At 53.2% G+C, this 16,954-nt stretch carries 15 protein-coding genes; 14 read left to right on the top strand and 1 reads right to left on the bottom strand.

The features are described from left to right. Positions 1 to 192 precede the first annotated feature (192 nt). The 10 genes from P8N76_06000 (at position 193) to P8N76_05955 (ending at position 11,790) form a co-directional block, all read left to right on the top strand. Entirely contained in the window at positions 193 to 1,155 is a 963-nt protein-coding gene (locus tag P8N76_06000) for an HD domain-containing protein (protein ID MDG2381208.1), read from the top strand. Positions 1,156 to 1,310: 155 nt separating this feature from the next. Next, the gene (gene rnr, locus P8N76_05995) at positions 1,311 to 3,599 is read left to right on the top strand and encodes a ribonuclease R (GenBank protein ID MDG2381207.1); all 2,289 of its coding nucleotides are present in this window, start codon (positions 1,311 to 1,313) and stop codon (positions 3,597 to 3,599) included. A 163-nt stretch (positions 3,600 to 3,762) separates the two neighbouring features. Continuing rightward, complete coding sequence (gene gcvT, locus P8N76_05990; GenBank protein MDG2381206.1) at positions 3,763 to 4,878, top strand: glycine cleavage system aminomethyltransferase GcvT; 1,116 nt, start codon at positions 3,763 to 3,765, stop codon at positions 4,876 to 4,878. Between the two features lie 15 nt (positions 4,879 to 4,893). After that, entirely contained in the window at positions 4,894 to 5,289 is a 396-nt protein-coding gene (gcvH, locus tag P8N76_05985) for a glycine cleavage system protein GcvH (protein ID MDG2381205.1), read from the top strand. A gap of 109 nt (positions 5,290 to 5,398) precedes the next feature. Further along, positions 5,399 to 6,769, top strand: coding sequence for an aminomethyl-transferring glycine dehydrogenase subunit GcvPA (gene gcvPA, locus P8N76_05980; protein MDG2381204.1), 1,371 nt, complete (start codon positions 5,399 to 5,401; stop codon positions 6,767 to 6,769). After that, the gene (gene gcvPB, locus P8N76_05975; GenBank protein MDG2381203.1) at positions 6,762 to 8,234 is read left to right on the top strand and encodes an aminomethyl-transferring glycine dehydrogenase subunit GcvPB; all 1,473 of its coding nucleotides are present in this window, start codon (positions 6,762 to 6,764) and stop codon (positions 8,232 to 8,234) included. The genes gcvPA and gcvPB overlap by 8 nt, the downstream gene beginning before the upstream one ends. A 10-nt stretch (positions 8,235 to 8,244) precedes the next feature. Beyond that, positions 8,245 to 8,976, top strand: a complete 732-nt coding sequence (locus P8N76_05970; GenBank protein ID MDG2381202.1) for a hypothetical protein — start codon at positions 8,245 to 8,247, stop codon at positions 8,974 to 8,976. Positions 8,977 to 9,921: 945 nt separating this feature from the next. Next, positions 9,922 to 10,560 carry an FHA domain-containing protein gene (locus P8N76_05965; protein MDG2381201.1) on the top strand — a complete coding sequence of 213 codons (639 nt, stop codon included), beginning with the start codon at positions 9,922 to 9,924 and terminating at the stop codon, positions 10,558 to 10,560. A gap of 65 nt (positions 10,561 to 10,625) precedes the next feature. Next, entirely contained in the window at positions 10,626 to 11,177 is a 552-nt protein-coding gene (locus P8N76_05960) for an RNA polymerase sigma factor (GenBank protein MDG2381200.1), read from the top strand. Between the two features lie 4 nt (positions 11,178 to 11,181). Next, the gene (locus tag P8N76_05955) at positions 11,182 to 11,790 is read left to right on the top strand and encodes a hypothetical protein (protein MDG2381199.1); all 609 of its coding nucleotides are present in this window, start codon (positions 11,182 to 11,184) and stop codon (positions 11,788 to 11,790) included. Positions 11,791 to 11,817: 27 nt separating this feature from the next. Here P8N76_05955 and P8N76_05950 read toward each other — a convergent pair whose 3' ends face one another. Next, a complete protein-coding gene (locus tag P8N76_05950; GenBank protein ID MDG2381198.1) occupies positions 11,818 to 11,970 on the bottom strand; it encodes a hypothetical protein in 153 nt (50 codons plus the stop codon). Between the two features lie 102 nt (positions 11,971 to 12,072). On the opposite strand from P8N76_05950, the gene P8N76_05945 reads away from it, so the two are divergent. The 4 genes from P8N76_05945 (at position 12,073) to serA (ending at position 16,577) form a co-directional block, all read left to right on the top strand. After that, a complete protein-coding gene (locus P8N76_05945; protein ID MDG2381197.1) occupies positions 12,073 to 12,579 on the top strand; it encodes a hypothetical protein in 507 nt (168 codons plus the stop codon). A 366-nt stretch (positions 12,580 to 12,945) separates the two neighbouring features. Beyond that, the gene (locus tag P8N76_05940) at positions 12,946 to 13,659 is read left to right on the top strand and encodes a tetratricopeptide repeat protein (protein MDG2381196.1); all 714 of its coding nucleotides are present in this window, start codon (positions 12,946 to 12,948) and stop codon (positions 13,657 to 13,659) included. 167 nt (positions 13,660 to 13,826) lie between these two features. Continuing rightward, positions 13,827 to 14,945: a 3-phosphoserine/phosphohydroxythreonine transaminase gene (gene serC / locus P8N76_05935; GenBank protein ID MDG2381195.1), complete on the top strand. Its 1,119-nt coding sequence runs from the start codon at positions 13,827 to 13,829 to the stop codon at positions 14,943 to 14,945. A gap of 15 nt (positions 14,946 to 14,960) precedes the next feature. After that, positions 14,961 to 16,577, top strand: a complete 1,617-nt coding sequence (gene serA / locus P8N76_05930; GenBank protein ID MDG2381194.1) for a phosphoglycerate dehydrogenase — start codon at positions 14,961 to 14,963, stop codon at positions 16,575 to 16,577. The last annotated feature ends 377 nt before the right edge of the window (positions 16,578 to 16,954 follow it).

The raw sequence follows: 16,954 nt of genomic DNA, 5'->3' as shown, positions 1-16,954 counted from the left end.
GCCTTTGTTTAAGCGAAAAAGCGATGACAGGAAGTCGTTTATGGGGCGAATCCGCTCTCCGACCACCTTGTTGGCCCCCCCGACTGCCCTCTAAAATCGCAGCAGTCTGGTGTGGTCGTGCTCCTCTCGCGGCCATCGTGCCGAGCATGTTTCTGCAACTTCGACAAATCCAACAGACCCAAAGGGCAATTAATGGCACGGCGTTATCTCAAAGAACTGGGCGATCGCGAAGACATCGACGACGTCTTCATCGCATCCGAGAAGCAGTTACGACCCAACCGAAATGGGAATCTCTATTTGCAACTTCGCTTGTCTGATCGGAGCGGCAGCGTCAACGCGATGATGTGGAATGCCAGCAACAGCGTGTACCTTGCATTTGACAACGGTGACTATGTGCAGGTGCAAGGAAGCTCGCAAATCTACAACGGCAATCTACAAATCATCGTCAATCAGATCGAGGAAGCGGAACCGGGCAGTATCAACGAAGAAGACTTTGTTAATCTTTCATCCGCACAGCGAGAGGAATTGCAGCGGACCCTGGGCAAAGCACTCCGTGCCCTGGAAGACCTTCATCTCAAGAGCCTCGCGGAATGTTTCTTAATGGATGAAAGCTTCATGAAGAAGTTTTCACGTGCTCCAGCAGGTATCAAACACCACCATGCCTATCCGGGTGGCCTGCTGGAACATGTCGTGCATCTGATTCGAGTCGTGGAATCAGTATGTCCGCATTACCCTCAGGTTGACCATGACCTGTTGGTCATGGGAACGTTTCTTCACGACATTGGAAAGATCGACGAATTAACCTACGACAAAGCGCTCGGATATTCGGATGAGGGCCAAATGGTGGGGCACCTGGTCCAAGGCGTCACAATTCTCGATCGCAAGCTGCAAGAGGTGTCCGAATTGTCCGGTGAAGAATTCCCTGCCGGCTTGGCAATGCAGCTAAAGCATATGATCGTCAGCCATCATGGAAAATTAGAATACGGAAGCCCAAAAGTCCCCATGACAATGGAAGCTTTGGTCCTACACTATCTGGATGACCTTGATGCGAAAGTGCACAACTTCGACCAATTGATGCGAGACGATCCAAACGAAGGCAGTGCTTGGACCACCTATCATCCGCACCTTGGTCGCAAGCTGTTCAAGGCTCCATAAATACCTCCCCCAAGATGGTGACGATCGCCAGCAGTCATTAGGGGGGCCAGTCATCAGGGGGCCAGTCATCAGGGGGCCAGTCATCAGGGGGCCAGTCATCAGAGGGCCAGTCATCAGGGGGCCAGTCATCAGGGAACCCGTCACTAGGAGGCCAAATGAGCGCCCAGGATCTAGAACGTCTCGTCCTACGCCATATCAGTCGTCCCAACTACCGACCGGTAAAACCTCGCGTCATCGCGAAACAAATCGGCATCCACAAGTCGCAACATCAGGACTTGAAGCGAGCGATCAAAAAGTTGGCCAAGCGAGGTGAACTTCGCTACGGCAAGAACCATTTGGTCGAAGGCGCAGGCAGCCAACGCACTGATGAAGTGCTCGGGACCTTTCGACGCAACTATGCCGGTTACGGATTCGTCCGCCCCAAGGGCACGAAGCGTGCCATGGGCCGCGCCGACGACATCTTTATTCCGGCCGTAAAGACCAAAGATGCGGCCACGGGTGACCTTGTCCGTGTGCGCACCAGTCGCCGGCGAACAAGTCAAGGCGGCTCTAAAATCAGCGGCGAAATCCTGCAAGTCGTCGAACGGGGAGTCAAACAGTTCGTCGGCACTTATTTCGAACGTTCTGAGGTTGGGTTGGTGCAAATCGATGGCGGCGAATTCCCTGCACCAATTGCGGTCGGTGATCCGGGGGCCAAGAATGCCCAGCCAGACGATAAAGTGGTCATCGAGTTGATCCGCTACCCGTCCTCGACGCAGCCGGGCGAGGGAGTGATCACCGAGGTTTTGGGAAAACATGGCCAACCGGGGGTCGATACGTTGACCGTCCTCCGCCAGTTCTGCTTACCCGATGGCTTTCCAGAAGAGGTGCTCGAAGTTGCTCGAGGAGAAGCCGAAGCATTCGACCCTGAAACACTCGCAGATCGTACGGATCTCACCGCTACCACCGTGATCACCATCGACCCGGCAGACGCGAGAGACTTTGACGACGCAATCTCACTGGAAAAGCTGGAAAATGGACACTTTCGGCTTGGTGTTCATATCGCCGACGTCTCGCACTTTGTGAAACCCAATACGGCGCTCGACCGCGAAGCTCGCGATCGGGCCACGAGCGTCTACTTGCCCGATCGAGTGATTCCGATGATTCCGGAAATCATCTCGAATCATCTGGCAAGTTTGCAACCGGACCAGGTCCGGTTTACCAAAACCGCCTTCATCGAATTCACAGCCGACGGGGCACGGGTTGCCACCGACTTCTGCTCCGCGGCCATCAAAAGCAAACAAAGATTCAGCTATGAAGAGGTCGACGACTACCTCGAAAATCCGATTAACTGGCATCGCAAACTTGATTCCGATGTATTTAACTTGCTGAAAAACATGTATCAGCTGGCAATGATTTTACGAAAGCGACGGCACGAGCGTGGCAGTATCGAATTGTCACTCCCCGAGATAAAAATCAAGCTGGATAGTGAAGGCAAAGTTAAAGGTGCTCGTAAAATCGAACACACCGAAAGCCACCAGATCATCGAAGAGTTCATGTTGGCGGCCAATGAAGCCGTGGCCGAACGCTTGTCTGATGACCAGCTCCCGTTTCTTCGCCGTGTTCACGAAACGCCGGACCCCAAAAAACTGGCTACGTTGACGGAATTCGTGCGTGAACTGGGAATCCCTTGCGATGATTTACAAAATCGCTTTGAGATCCAACGGGTCCTTCAGGAACTGAATGGCGCCTCAATCGGACAGGCCGTTAATTACGCCGTGTTACGATCCATGCAAAAGGCTGTCTACAGCCCGCAGGATTCAGGGCACTATGCGTTGGCGGCCAAACACTACTGCCACTTCACGTCGCCAATCCGACGCTACCCGGATCTCACGATTCATCGCTTGATGGATTCGATTATCCGTAATAAGAGCCCCCACACCGATGCCGATCACTTGATGAATGAAGGCGAACACTGTTCGCAGCGTGAACAACGGGCGGAAGCTGCCGAGCGAGAATTGATCAAATTAAAGTTGCTCAATTATTTCTCGAAGCGAATTGGTGAAACGATGAAAGTCGTGATCACCGGCGTCGAAGACTTTGGCGTCTTCGCCCAAGGCGTTGAGATCCCGGCCGAAGGCCTGATTCATGTCGATTCGCTACCGCCGGACGACTACTACTTTGACGGATCGATACACGCTCTCATCGGCCACCGCGAGGAAAACAGTTTTCGACTTGGAGACCTCCTCAAGGTCCGCATTGCACGCGTTGATCTGGATCGGCGTGAATTGGACTTTGACGTCATCGAGAAAATAACGGCTTCGCAAACGGGCCCTCAACAAGCAACGAAACAACGGCAATCGGGAGGGTCGAACAGCTTGAAACGTGACAGCAAGAATCGCAAAGCCGCGTCAAAAAATGCCAGCCGGTCACGGGGAAAGGGAAAGCGAAAAAAACGGCGGTAATCGCCTTTCTGATATCGGATGCGGCCCATCGAGCCCCTAGCGATTCATCGCTAATCGGGTACAATCGGGGCCGTCAGGTGAGTCCCCGCAACAGGGCCTCGGCGACAAGCAAACTCACTATCGAACGATGGCCATTTCGGCACTCCGAGCGAACGGAATTGCAATGACTTGCTCTCTGGCTGAGACTCCGTTACACGCGTGGCACGTTGCGCACGGCGGCAAGATGGTTGATTTCGCCGGCTGGTCGATGCCTGTCCAATATGGGTCGATCACAACGGAACATCTGGCCACCCGCCAACACGCCTCCCTGTTTGACGTTTCCCATATGGGCCGATTGCGGTTCGACGGCAAAGACGCGGCAAAATTTCTCGACCGACTAACGACTCGCCGTGTTTCAGATCTCAGCCCCGGTCGAATCCGCTACAGCTTGATGACTCAGGACGATGGCGGAATTCTTGATGACGTACTGGTCTATCACTTGCAACAACCTGACCAAAGCTCGTTCTACGGGCTCGTCGTTAACGCCAGCAATCGCCAAAAAATCACGGATTGGATTCGCCAACATCAGCCACGCGACTTGGATGTGTCCTGGATCGATCAAACACTTCATTCGGCCATGATCGCGATTCAAGGACCACAAGCCTTGGCGATCGCCGAACAGGTGATCAAGACGGACTTGAGGGCGCTGAAATATTTCAGCGGCCAAATGATTTCCGTCAACGGCCAGGGCTGGGTGGTGAGTCGCACCGGCTACACAGGTGAAGACGGAGTTGAGTTGGTGGTGCCATCGGAGGCAGCCGTTGATTTGTGGAGCCAGTTGATGACCGCGGGCAAATCTCTCGGATTGGTCGCAGCCGGCCTGGGCGCTCGAGATACGCTGCGACTGGAAGCCGCCATGCCGTTGTACGGCCACGAATTGACAGACCAAATTAATCCGATCCAAGCGGGATTACCATTCGCAATCAATCTGAAAGGTCGACAATTTCCCGGCCATGATGCGATCCAACGAGAAACCAATGACCCGTCGCTTCCTGTCCGAATCGGTTTGAAATTGGCAGGCAAACGAGTTCCGCGGCAACACTATCCAGTCGTTGATAAATCCAATCATCCGATTGGAGAAGTCACCAGCGGAACTTTTTCCCCTACGCTTCAACACCCCATTGCGATGGCCTACGTCCAACCGGACCACGCGACCGTCGGAACCAAGTTGGCGATCGATATTCGCGGAAGACAAGAATCTGCCGAGGTCGTTGCCTTGCCATTTTACCAACGCTCTTAGGAAAGGTTTGATCACGTGAATCCCAAAGATCTGCTGTATAACAAGACGCACGAGTGGGTTCATCTTGAGGACGTCGAGGGTGGAAAACTGGCCACAATCGGCATCTCGTCGTTCGCAGTCGAACAACTGACCGACTTGGTCTATATCGAATTGCCGGCAGTGGGTCGCCAAGTGACCAGTGGCGAGTCGTTCGGTGAAATCGAGTCCGTGAAGGCTGTCAGCGACCTGTACAGCCCAGTTACGGGAGAGGTCGTTGAAGTCAACACAAGCCTGGCCGACAAGCTAGAAACTTTCAGTGAAGACCCCTACGGCAGCGGATGGGTCATCAAAGTCAAAGTCACCGATGAGTCGGCAGTCGGCCAATTGCTCGACGAGGCGGCCTACACCACGCAATGTGCGGAAGAGTCGTAGGCGCTATAATTCCAACTGTTGCCGGAGGCGCCGCCGAAAACCGAGAACGGCACCAAACGGACTTTATTGTTTGACCCAATTTCACGCCCTGTAAAGGGGATCAATCCCAATGGCATACATGTTCAACACACCAGAAGACCAGCGAGCCATGCTCGAGGCGATCGGTGTCGAATCTATCGAACAATTATTTGAAGCGATCCCCGCAGAAATTCGCTTTCAAGGTGATCTCGAGATTCCAGCCGCCATGGGAGAACTGGAGCTTACACAACACATGTCGGCTTTGGCCGAAAAGAACCTGCCTCCCGGCCAAGCCCCCTGCTTTCTTGGTGGCGGCAGCTACGATCACTTTATTCCTGCGGTTGTTGATGCGATCAGCTCACGCGGCGAAATATTCACCTCCTACACGCCCTACCAACCCGAGGTGAGCCAAGGCAACCTTCAAGCAATGTTTGAGTACCAAACATTGATCTGCCAACTCACAGGGATGGATGTATCGAATGCCAGTCTTTATGACGGTGGTAGCGCGGCCGCCGAAGCGGCCCTCATGAGCATCAGCGTCACGCGACGAGACCAGAAAGTTGTTGTCCCAGAAACGGTCCATCCCGAATACCGGGAAATCCTCTCAACCTACCTAACCAATCTGGGTACAAAGGTGGAAACGGTGCCCTGCCCCGGAGGAGTCGCTTCGATCGAGGCGATTGCAGCAGCCATTGACAGTGAAACGGCCTGCGTGCTCGTCCAGCACCCTAACTTCTTCGGACAACTCGAAGAGGTCGAACAATTGGCCGAGGCAGCACACGCCCAAGGTGCCTTGCTGGTGGTCGCAGTCGACCCGATTAGCCTGGGACTATTGCGTCGGCCTGGAGATCTAGGTGCCGACATCGTTGTGGCCGAAGGCCAGTCGCTCGGCAGTCCAATGTCGTTCGGCGGGCCCTACCTGGGCATTATGGCCTGCCGCGAAAAGTTTGTCCGACGGCTACCCGGACGAATCGCTGGCCAAACGGTCGACCGAAGGGGGAAACGCTGCTGGGTGTTGACGCTACAAACGCGTGAGCAACATATTCGTCGCGACAAGGCTACAAGCAACATCTGTACCAATCAGGGCCTGTTCGCGTTGAGAGCAAGCGTTTACCTGGCAGCGTTAGGACCACACGGACTGCGTGCCGTTTCCGACTTGAGCCTTCGAAAAGCCCACTATGCGGCGGATAAACTCACTGGAAACGATCGGTTTGAGTTGAAGTTTGCGGCCCCATTCTTCAAAGAATTTGTGGTTCGCGATCGACAGGGCCAGGTCGACCAATTGCTCGGAGATGCTGCCTCCGCCGGCCTGCTGGCCGGTATATCTCTGGGCCGATGGTATCCCGAATTGAGCGACTGCTTCCTCGTCGCCGTCACCGAACAACGAACTCGCGCCGAAATCGATTTGTGGTCACGGACGCTGACCAATGCAACCCAACTGGAAACCGCCAGCCATGCGTAACCGCCAAGCCACCCAATTGCTGTTCGAACTATCCAAGTCAGGTCGGGAAGGAGCGAATCTTCCGGTCTGTGATGTTCCGGGTGAAACGGCTGAACAGTTGCTGCCGAAATCCGCCTTGGCCACATCGATGCCAGACCTCCCTGAACTGGCCGAACCTGACGTCGTCAGGCACTTCACGAATCTTTCGACACTGAACATGTCAGTGGACACTCATTTTTATCCGCTCGGTTCGTGCACCATGAAGTACAACCCAAAACGCAACGAGCGGCTAGCCAGTCTGCACGGCTTGGTTGATCTCCACCCCTATCAATCCGATGAAACCGTCCAGGGCATGCTCGAGTTACTCTACGAACTGCAATTGGACCTCGCTGAGATTTCCGGACTGCCAGGCGTGTCACTGCAGCCAGCGGCCGGTGCTCAAGGGGAGTTGTGTGCTCTCATGGTCGCCGCGGCTTACTTCCGCGAACGGGGTCAAAAGAAAACCAAAGTCCTTTCACCCGACAGCGCCCATGGCACGAATCCGGCTAGCGCCCGCATGGCCGGTTTCGAGACGATCACTGTCCGGAGCAACGCCGAAGGCTACGTCGACGTGGAAGATCTCGCGGCAAAAGTTGACGATCAAGTCGCCGTCTTCATGATTACCAACCCCAGCACGCTCGGTTTGTTCGATCGCCAAGTGAAACAGATTGCTGAGAAGATTCACGCGGTCGGTGGATTGATCTATTTGGACGGTGCCAACATGAATGCGATCCTGGGCATCACACGTCCCGGTGATTTTGGTGCAGACATGATGCACTTCAACCCACACAAGACATTTAGCGGGCCACATGGCGGCGGCGGCCCTGGAGCCGGGCCGATCTGTGTCACCGAAAAGCTGGCACCGTTCCTTCCATCGCCGACAATCGAAAAAACGGCAGATGGTTACCATCTCAATCACGACCAACCTCAATCCATTGGCCGCATGCGAAGCTTTTTTGGTAACGTGGGTGTGTTGGTGCGGGCCTACGCCTACATTCGATCGCATGGTCCTGACGGCCTGCGAAATGTCTCGAAGAACGCCGTTTTGAACGCGAACTACCTTCGCAGTCGTGTAAAGCATATTTTGCCGGTACCGCATGGCGAATCCTGCATGCATGAATTTGTCGCCACCGCCTCCGAATTAAAAAAAGATCGCCAAGTCAGCGCCATGGATTTAGCCAAACGATTGCTCGACCATGGTTTTCATGCACCCACCGTTTATTTCCCACTCACTGTCCCTGAGTGCCTGATGATCGAGCCGACGGAAACGGAAAGCAAAGAATCGATGGATGCCTTCGCAGAAACACTGTTCCGAGTCACCGAGGAACCGACAGAGCTTCTCCACCAAGCTCCCCACACAACGGTTGTCAGTCGTCCCGACGAAGTTCGTGCCGCGAGACAACCGATCATGAAATGGTCCCCTGAGTTGACCGATCCCCAAAGCTAATCGGGTAAAAATGACCGACTGTCGATTGGTTCGTGAAGCTCCTGCTGACGGTGGATGGAACATGTCTGTCGACCAAACTTTACTCGAGCAGGCGGCGATCGGAAAAACGACCTTGAGATTTTATCAATGGTCGAAACCCACTCTTTCGCTCGGCTATTTTCAGCCCTTTCAACAACGGGTTGAACACCAGGAAAGCCAAACATGCCCTTGGTTGCGTCGAGCATCGGGGGGCGGAGCAATTCTACACGATCTCGAATTGACCTACAGTTTTGCCACACCCCAAGCCGGTCGTCCCGCGGAACAACAGCAACAGCTCTACGACGGATTTCACAATTCGCTCATCCAAGCACTCGCCACATTCGACATCACTGCCACCCGTTGTTCCACACCGATTCCGACGGGGACTTCCCCCTTCCTCTGTTTCCAACGACAAACTGTCGGAGACGTCTTGCTCAATGATCATAAGGTGATGGGCAGTGCCCAGAGAAAATATCAGCAGGCGATTCTGCAACACGGAAGCATCTTACTGCAGCAGTCCCAGTTTGCTCCCCAATTGCCTGGAATCAACGAACTGGCAAAGTCAGTTCAAGCCGAGGAGCTAATCGAGCAGTGGCAGGAAATGCTTGCAGAGCGGCTTGGCCTGCAGTTACAGTCGCAGCGCCTTTCAAAATCAGAGCATCAGCGAAGCCTCGAGATCGGCCAATCGAAATTCGGCACCCAACGCTGGAATCAGAAACGCTGATCGAACAGACCGATTGGCCGAGCCAAGCGGGCGGATCATCGAACATGGCTCCCTCAACAAATCCGGGGCATTAACGCTCAAGTCAAGGCGCGTCAAAAATCGTGCGCTGATCGACACTGAAGGCGTGCAAACGCTCAATGCGGTCGATCCAACGATCGGCGAAGCCCTCGGGAATTCATCGGGTATACCGAAAAGCATTCAGATCCAAATGCCTTCCCGGCGGGCACCCAACAAGAACGACAACTGACAGAAGAGATCAGTTTTCCTGCATTCTTGAAGAAGTGACTTGATCCTGGCAACCCAATCGGACACTGACTCGACCCAAGAATGAGTTGCGGAAACCGCCCATCTGACCGATCGAATCGGCGACCTAATGTGTGCAATTGTCAAAACGTCTGGTATAGTTACCAACAACGATGGAACGTACACCAGTGCCCAAGATCTTCGTTGCATGTTTCGGGCAAAGATTGGTCCATACTGGTGTTTCGTTGTTTGACGTTCAGATGCTTATGCGTCATGAATCCATACAGACCAACCAAGATCTCTATTTCGAGCTGAATGCTTAGGAGGTTGGCCAAAGCGAAAAGATCAGGCACAGCATGCCTCGAATGCTTTTAATATAGACTCCGCGGGGAAATCTGATATGTTCCCTCTCCTAGACGAAGTTCCTCAATCAAAGCATGGTGGTAGAACAAATAAGCAGGTTGTGATCGCAAACGTATTCGATTTGATTTGGGCGGATTCATATATCTTATCTCATCCCCCCGATTTAGTGTTTTTTTCTAGCGATCAATTGACCGGCCATCTAAGCTAAAGGGCAGTCTGCAAGGGTCAAATTTCCGGTTTGCTCGATGAATGCAGCTTAGCCCGCGCACCGTAGGGAAAGCACGCTATTGATTCGCCATGCGGCGTGATGGGTAGCTGGCTCCTAGAGGAATATCGAATATGAGCGTCAAGTTGAAGGTGCTGCGCGGAGCGAGTTCAGGCAAAGAGGTTGCCGTCCGAGGTCCTCGCTTTTTCATTGGCCGATCCGAAGAATGCAATCTTCGCGCCAACAGCGACGCGATCAGTCGCAAGCATTGCGCCATCACGGTCGAAGAAAATGGAGCGACAATTCGCGATTTGGGAAGTCGCAATGGCACCTTCGTCAACGGAACTCAAATTGAAGGCGTCCATCGGATCCAGATGGGCGATCAGCTACGAGTAGGTCCGCTCGAATTCCTAGTGACCCAAGTCGAGGGAGTTCGTTCAACGCAACCCGAGCCCACCAAAGCGGAAGCGGGTGATTCGACCGAAGATGAGATGGCCGGCATGGTTGGCGATTGGCTGGAAGAAGCCGAAGATGATAATTCATCCGCCAGTCTTGCTGCTCCGGAGACGCGTGAGTACAAGCTTGACGACACGGATTTGAACTTAGATGTAGCGAAAGCGGCGGAAAACGATGATCCGTCCGAAGAAAAGCCCAGCGACAAATCGAGTTCTTCAGACACCGGCAAACTGCCTCGCAAGCCAACAAAAAATGCCCCGAAAGACACGCAGGAAGCTGCCGCACAGATGTTGCGGAAGTTTTTTAATCGCGGCTAAAATGGGAGGCTGAGGCGAAGGATCAAAGCAGAGAAAATTGCGTTTCGATGTGAAGGAGAGGTTTGGTGTCAACAGAAATTCGTCAACTCGTAACTGACTGCTTGGCGGACGACGACCCACTCGCCATGATGCGTCTTGTGGGTCGTTTTCGCGGTCGTGTTTTCGCCTTGTGCTATCGGATGCTGGGGCAATGGCAGGATGCCGAAGATGTCGTCCAGGAAACCTTTGTGCGAGTCTCGCGGAATCTGGCGCGTTGGGATTCAACACGTGAATTTGAACCCTGGCTTCTGACCATCGCCGCCAATCGATGCCGAACTCACCTGGCAAAACGAAAGCTTCGTCCCTGCACTGAACCGATGTACGATGGTTGGGCGACCGATCAGCGAGACACCGAACAACAAAAAGCTGCCCAACTGAATGAAGAACTTGATCGAATCTTGACCAACCTTAGGCCCGATTGGCGAGAGGCTTTTGAATCATTTCATCAACGCCAGCTGAGTTACGAGCAGATTGCTTCGGAAATGAATCGGCCCGTTGGAACCATTAAGACCTGGGTCCACCGTGGTCGGCAAGAAATCATTCGTCAATTACAGCATCGTGACGCGATCCAGGGATAACCCGATGAACTGTGAGCAATTCGACCGACAGCTTAACAGACTGCTTGATGAGCGATGTCGACCAGAACAGGATCCGACCCTGAAAAAGCACGCCGACAAATGCCCCGATTGCGGCTCGTTACTGGAGACTCAGCAACTATTGTTTGGACAGTTGAAACTCCGATCCGATGTGATACAGCCGGCACAAGAATCAACAACTGGGATCCCTTCGTGGGGAATAACTGGAATCGCCGCCGCCCTCCTATTGCTGGCGGTTTTCATTCCACAACTGATAAAACAGGCGTCTACGGCAGCCGTTCCACCTGTTCAAGCCGAACGCCATACCACCCACTCTCCCACGCTTCGCCCTGCGGATCAGCGGGTCGTGAGCTCCCGAACGACGAGTTCGAACTTGGTGTCGGAAATCATGAAAGTCAGACAATATCTGCCGGACGAGCCGCGAATGAGAGAACTGCAGTGGCTGGAAGGGGTAAGCGGAGGCATCCAACCGCTTACTAACTCGATGTCCAGTACGCTCAATGTACTTAGACAGACTTGGCCCGGTAGCAGCCGTCCTCAAGCGAGTTCAGAGCCACAAGCTTCCAACATGTCCCGATCCGGCTTGCTCGGTTAGTCCAATTGGGACCATTGGCCCCCGCTCTCAGCGGTGCGGCTTGGCTGCCTCACGGAGCACCAAAAAGGTCATCCGGCTCCCATCTCGCAGCAGATTCCATGGAATCCCGCCCGGAATATCCGTCAATTCCGTCATCTTTCGCGAAACCACAAGATTTGTTGAACCATTCAGCTTTGTCATATCAGGACAGTCTTCGTAAATAGTGTATTTTTCCAATGGAGAAGACGATTTCCACCTTCACAGAGTTACTGATCCTCCACCTTTGCATGAGGGGTTCCAGCGGTGGCAAAAACCAAAACGACCACAAAGCGACAAACAAAGCCCAAATCAACCAAGAAAGCGACGCCAGATGACGAGGTAAAAGTCTGCCGACGTCGTTCGGCCCGTCGTGACACACCTGCCCAGGACGATACACCTGCCCAGGACGACACACCTGCCCAGGACGATACGGAAGCCATTGAAACCGTATTGGAGTCCGTTTCACTCGAAACAGAGTCCGAGCAACCCGAGAAAAACGAAAGGCGTAAAGTCCAACGAAGACGCCAAATTGATCCGACGACGTGCGAACGGGATTACACAAATGACGAAATCGAATTCATGCACGCACTTGACGAATACAAGCGTGCAAACGGTCGTATGTTTCCCACCTGCAGTGAGATCCTTGAGGTTGTTCGCGACCTTGGGTATCTCAAAATGGCAGACGGCATCCCCGTGATGCTTGAACCAGAAAGCAGCCCATCGGCCGAAGAAGCGGAACTCGTTGCGGCCGAAGAATTCGAAGCAGTGTAAGCAACTCATTGCCAGCATCGCTGGCTTACTTGAATTGGCTCGAGCGCGATGGATCGCGCCGAAACGCCATCTTGACCCCGCTGGTCTCATCGCTCGACTCAATCATTCCTTCTCGATCGTGATAGCTATTGAACTGGTCTGAGTTTCGCGTTATTCTTCCGCGCGACTCCCAATTATTTCAACGTTCGGTGTGCTTGATCTTTAATCGACAGAGAGTGGCAACACCCGCGTTCACAAGTCACAAACAGTTCACACAACGGCAAGAGCAAACCCACAGAAGATTGCTTTTGACGTTTTTCGCTTCATCGACCAGATAAAGGGATTGGATTCGTGAGGAATCAATCGCACCATCGCTTGAGCCATCGCTTGAGAATTACTGTTCTACAGTTTAGCTGGTTGGTTGGCGCATTAACTCTGGCAGGCTGCCACTCGGCAGGAACCAATCAGAACGTGCAGGGAGTTGAACAGTTTCAGCAAGGGCAACCACAAGCCGCCATTCAGAATTTCGAAAAAGCACTTTCAGACAATCCATCAAATCCTGATTCGTTTTACAACTTAGGCGCGGCCTACCACTACATGGGGAAACAAAAACAGGATCCCCGCATGCTGCAAGAATCCGAAGCACTTTACAATCGCTGCTTGGACCTTGATCCTAATCATGTGGCTTGCCATCGCGCACTGGCCGTTTTACTTGTTGACACAAATCGCCCCCAAAGCGCCTTCACACTGCTGGAGCGTTGGTCGGCTCGCAATCCGCAAATGGCCGATGCGCGGATAGAAATGGCTCGATTATCGGAAGAATTTGGTGAGACGGAGCGTGCCAAGCAGTATCTGACAGACGCGATTGACGTCGATCCCACCAATGCACGAGCCTGGTCAGCTCTGGCACGACTTCGTGAGCAGGATGGACAACTGGCCCAAGCCTTGAACAACTATCAACAGGCTTACCATCTCAATAATTACCAACCGGGCGTGGCACAGCGAATGGCATCCGTCCAACAGCAAATCAGCACCGGCGCGGTAACTCCGCCGGGTGGAACTCGAACCGTTCAGAACCAGCAAGGTTGGACGACGCGTTAGCGTAGAAATCGACCGATTCCAACCAGCCTCAGCCTGGACCAACAATCAGTTTGTCGGTCCTTCTATTCCTGTCGATCAGCGAATAGAATCAGCGGTTTTGCTGCAATGACTCGAGATCAAGCCCCGAGATCGCATCAGCCCTCCCCCCCTTCTCAGGTACTCGCCCTATGGCAACTGTCAGCGACCCGTCGAAAACACGTGTCTTCAACTTTTCCGCTGGCCCGGCAACTCTCCCGGTTCCGGTCCTCCAGCAGGCTCAGCAGGAAATGCTCTGTTTTCCGGGTGCTGGGGCTTCAGTGTTGGAGATCAGCCACCGTAGCCGAGAATTCGTGCAGATACTCGAGTCCACGACTCACCATCTCACAAAACTGCTCGACATTCCGAAAAATTATAAGGTGCTCTACCTCCAAGGTGGATCACGGCTGCAGTTTTCGATGGTCCCCATGAATTTCCTGCGTGGCTCAAAAACTCCAGCCGATTATGTTGTCACAGGCTCCTGGGGCAAAAAAGCATTGGCAGAGGCTCAAAAAGAAGGAACGGTCCACGTGGCATGGGATGGGAAAGCCGATGGCTATCAGCGTGTCCCTGACGAAAAAGAGTTGCAATTAACCGCAGGTTCTCCTTACACCTACATCACTTCCAATGAAACGATCGAGGGTGTCCAGTTTTCCTCTGAACCGACAACTGGCGACAGTCCACTGGTATGCGATGCATCTTCGGACTTCCTACATCGCCCTCTTCCGATCGACAAATACGGCTTGATTTATGCCTGTGCGCAAAAAAATGCGGGCCCCGCTGGTGTCACGATTGTTATTATTCGTGACGACTTATTAGATCGTGGAGCTGATTCTCTGCCCGGCTATTTGAACTATCGGCTGCACTCCGAAAATGACTCGATGTACAACACTCCGCCCACTTTTTCGATCTACCTCGTGAATCTGGTCGCTCGGTGGTTACTGGAGGAGATTGGCGGTTTGGCGATAATGCACGAATTAAATCAGAAAAAGGCAGCGATGCTTTACGAAGTGATTGACCAAAGTAATGGTTTTTACCAAGGCCATGCGGCTTCCGGCAGTCGTTCGCTGATGAATGTAACCTTTCGCTTGCCGTCGGATGAAATCCAGAATCAATTCATTGCAGAAGCCGCTCTTCGAAAGTTGGTCAGCCTCAAAGGACATCGGAGTGTTGGCGGTATTCGCGCTTCGATCTACAACGCGATGCCGTTGGATGGCATAATTGCATTGCGTGATTTCATGCAAGATTTCAGGACCCAAACCTCAAGCTAAGGTGAAATATTTCAGATGGCCAGTATCATCGTGCTCGACAATCTCGCGCAAGAAGGTTTGGACCTGCTTGCCGCTTCCGAAGGGATAGAACACGAAGTCCAAACAGGACTCAAGGGTGACGACCTGCGCGCTGCGCTAACGAAGCACGATGGAGCAATCTGTCGAAGTGGCGTCAAACTCACTGCCGATATACTCGATCACAATACGAATCTCAAAGCGATCGTTCGAGCTGGCGTAGGGACTGACAACATTGACAAGACGGCTGCCACGCGTCAGGGCATCATCGTCATGAACACCCCCACGGGAAATACCGTCAGCACGGCCGAACACGCGTTCGCTCTGATGCTTGGCATGTCTCGCAGTCTAGCACCGGCCAACCAAAGCTTGGTGGAAGGCAGATGGGATCGAAAAGCCTACATGGGAAGCCAACTTGCTGACAAAACACTCGGCATTGTTGGTCTCGGACGCATCGGCCAGGAAGTGGCTGCACGTGGCATTGCATTTGGCATGCGAGTGATCGGCTTTGACCCTTTCCTGTCAGCTGATCGCGCGACCGAACTTGGCATCGAACCGATTCCAACCGTTGATGAAATGCTACCGCGTATTGACTACCTCACCGTGCATACACCGTTGACACCCGAAACAGAAAACTTAATTGATGAAGCTCAGATCGAGATGATGAAGCCAACCGTACGTTTGGTGAATTGCGCTCGAGGCGGCATCTATAACGAAGAGGCATTGGCTTCGGCCATTAAGGCGGGCCGTATTGCGGGCGTCGCACTCGATGTGTATCGTAACGAGCCTTGCACCGATCATCCCCTCTTTGGACTTCCGGGCGTCCTTTGCACGCCCCACTTGGGAGCGAGCACGGAAGAGGCCCAGACACAAGTCGCGATCGAAGCCGTCGACTTGCTGGTAAATTTTTTAAAGAATGGCGAAATACGACATGCGGTCAACATGGCAGCCGTCGACCCGAAGACACTCGAGTCGCTCCGAGGTTTTCTCGACGTCAGCTACCGTCTGGGAAAATTCCTCTCGCAATCTCACGACGGAAAAATCCAAGCGTGTCGACTCAATTTTCGTGGTGAAGTGGCTACCAAGGACATTAATCTGTTGACGTCCGCTTTTTGTGCGGGTTTAGTCGAAACCGCCATGGACGAACCGGTCAATATTGTTAACGCCAAAGTGCTGCTTCAAGATCGCGGCATCGATATCGTCGCCGAATCTCGACCGGACCGAGGTGCATTCAATGCGTCGATCACCGCAGAAATTGAAACGGAGAATGCCACCTTTCAGGCCGGTGGCACCCTCTTCGGACACGATATGCCGCGCCTCATCCTCCTCGATGAATATCGTTTAGAAGCTTATCTGGATGGCGTGATGTTTGTCTTCAACCATCATGATGTACCGGGCATCATTGGCAAAGTTGGCAGCGTCTTTGGTGAACATGGCGTCAACATTGGCCAAATGGCGGTAGGCCGAGCCGGCCCGGGCGAAAACGCTGTAGGTATCCTGAATTTGGATAGCCCACCACCTCAAGCCGCCATCGACTCACTCCTTTCCGACCCACATATCGAGCGTTGCCGAGTCGTGGCACTACCCAAAGCAGGCACATCACCGTCCTGGCTTTAATTCAACCGCATCCACGTCTGCCAGGCTCAGAGCTCTTTTCGCAACGAACATGAAAGACTCGAAAGCCAATCGGTCGGCCTCTCTCCCTTTGTGACAACCTCTCGACACTCTGATTTCCTGATTCTTTTGCAGCGCCGCTCCATTTCAGAGTGTCAAATGATTACCGTGCGCAACCCGTACAAACGGCGTTTTAGTACGAATTGTCGTATCTAACAAGCCGTTCAACGAACCCAAATCGGTCAGACCATGAGCCATTTCACAAGCTCACTCCAGTACAAACACAGGAACAATCGTCACGACTCAATTCAGCCCATCGCTTTCGCAAGCTATCCGCGACTGAGTAGGAGTAAAGGTTTACCAGACACCTACGAAAGGTC

It is taken from the genome of Pirellulaceae bacterium (genome assembly GCA_029243025.1).
In the GTDB taxonomy this organism is placed as follows: Bacteria; Planctomycetota; Planctomycetia; order Pirellulales; family Pirellulaceae.
The sequence above is the reverse complement of the archived record's forward strand: the minus strand, read 5'-3'. Positions and strand labels throughout refer to the sequence as shown.

Excerpts from the sequence above, each read along its gene's own strand:
- rnr (MDG2381207.1), top strand. The coding sequence starts at position 1,311 with ATGAGCGCCCAGGATCTAGAACGTCTCGTCCTACGCCATATCAGTCGT.
- P8N76_06000 (MDG2381208.1), top strand. The coding sequence starts at position 193 with ATGGCACGGCGTTATCTCAAAGAACTGGGCGATCGCGAAGACATCGAC.
- gcvPA (MDG2381204.1), top strand. The coding sequence starts at position 5,399 with ATGGCATACATGTTCAACACACCAGAAGACCAGCGAGCCATGCTCGAG.
- P8N76_05950 (MDG2381198.1), bottom strand. The coding sequence starts at position 11,970 with ATGACAAAGCTGAATGGTTCAACAAATCTTGTGGTTTCGCGAAAGATG.
- serA (MDG2381194.1), top strand. The coding sequence starts at position 14,961 with ATGGCCAGTATCATCGTGCTCGACAATCTCGCGCAAGAAGGTTTGGAC.
- P8N76_05965 (MDG2381201.1), top strand. The coding sequence starts at position 9,922 with ATGAGCGTCAAGTTGAAGGTGCTGCGCGGAGCGAGTTCAGGCAAAGAG.
- gcvT (MDG2381206.1), top strand. The coding sequence starts at position 3,763 with ATGACTTGCTCTCTGGCTGAGACTCCGTTACACGCGTGGCACGTTGCG.
- P8N76_05955 (MDG2381199.1), top strand. The coding sequence starts at position 11,182 with ATGAACTGTGAGCAATTCGACCGACAGCTTAACAGACTGCTTGATGAG.
- P8N76_05970 (MDG2381202.1), top strand. The coding sequence starts at position 8,245 with ATGACCGACTGTCGATTGGTTCGTGAAGCTCCTGCTGACGGTGGATGG.
- serC (MDG2381195.1), top strand. The coding sequence starts at position 13,827 with ATGGCAACTGTCAGCGACCCGTCGAAAACACGTGTCTTCAACTTTTCC.
- gcvPB (MDG2381203.1), top strand. The coding sequence starts at position 6,762 with ATGCGTAACCGCCAAGCCACCCAATTGCTGTTCGAACTATCCAAGTCA.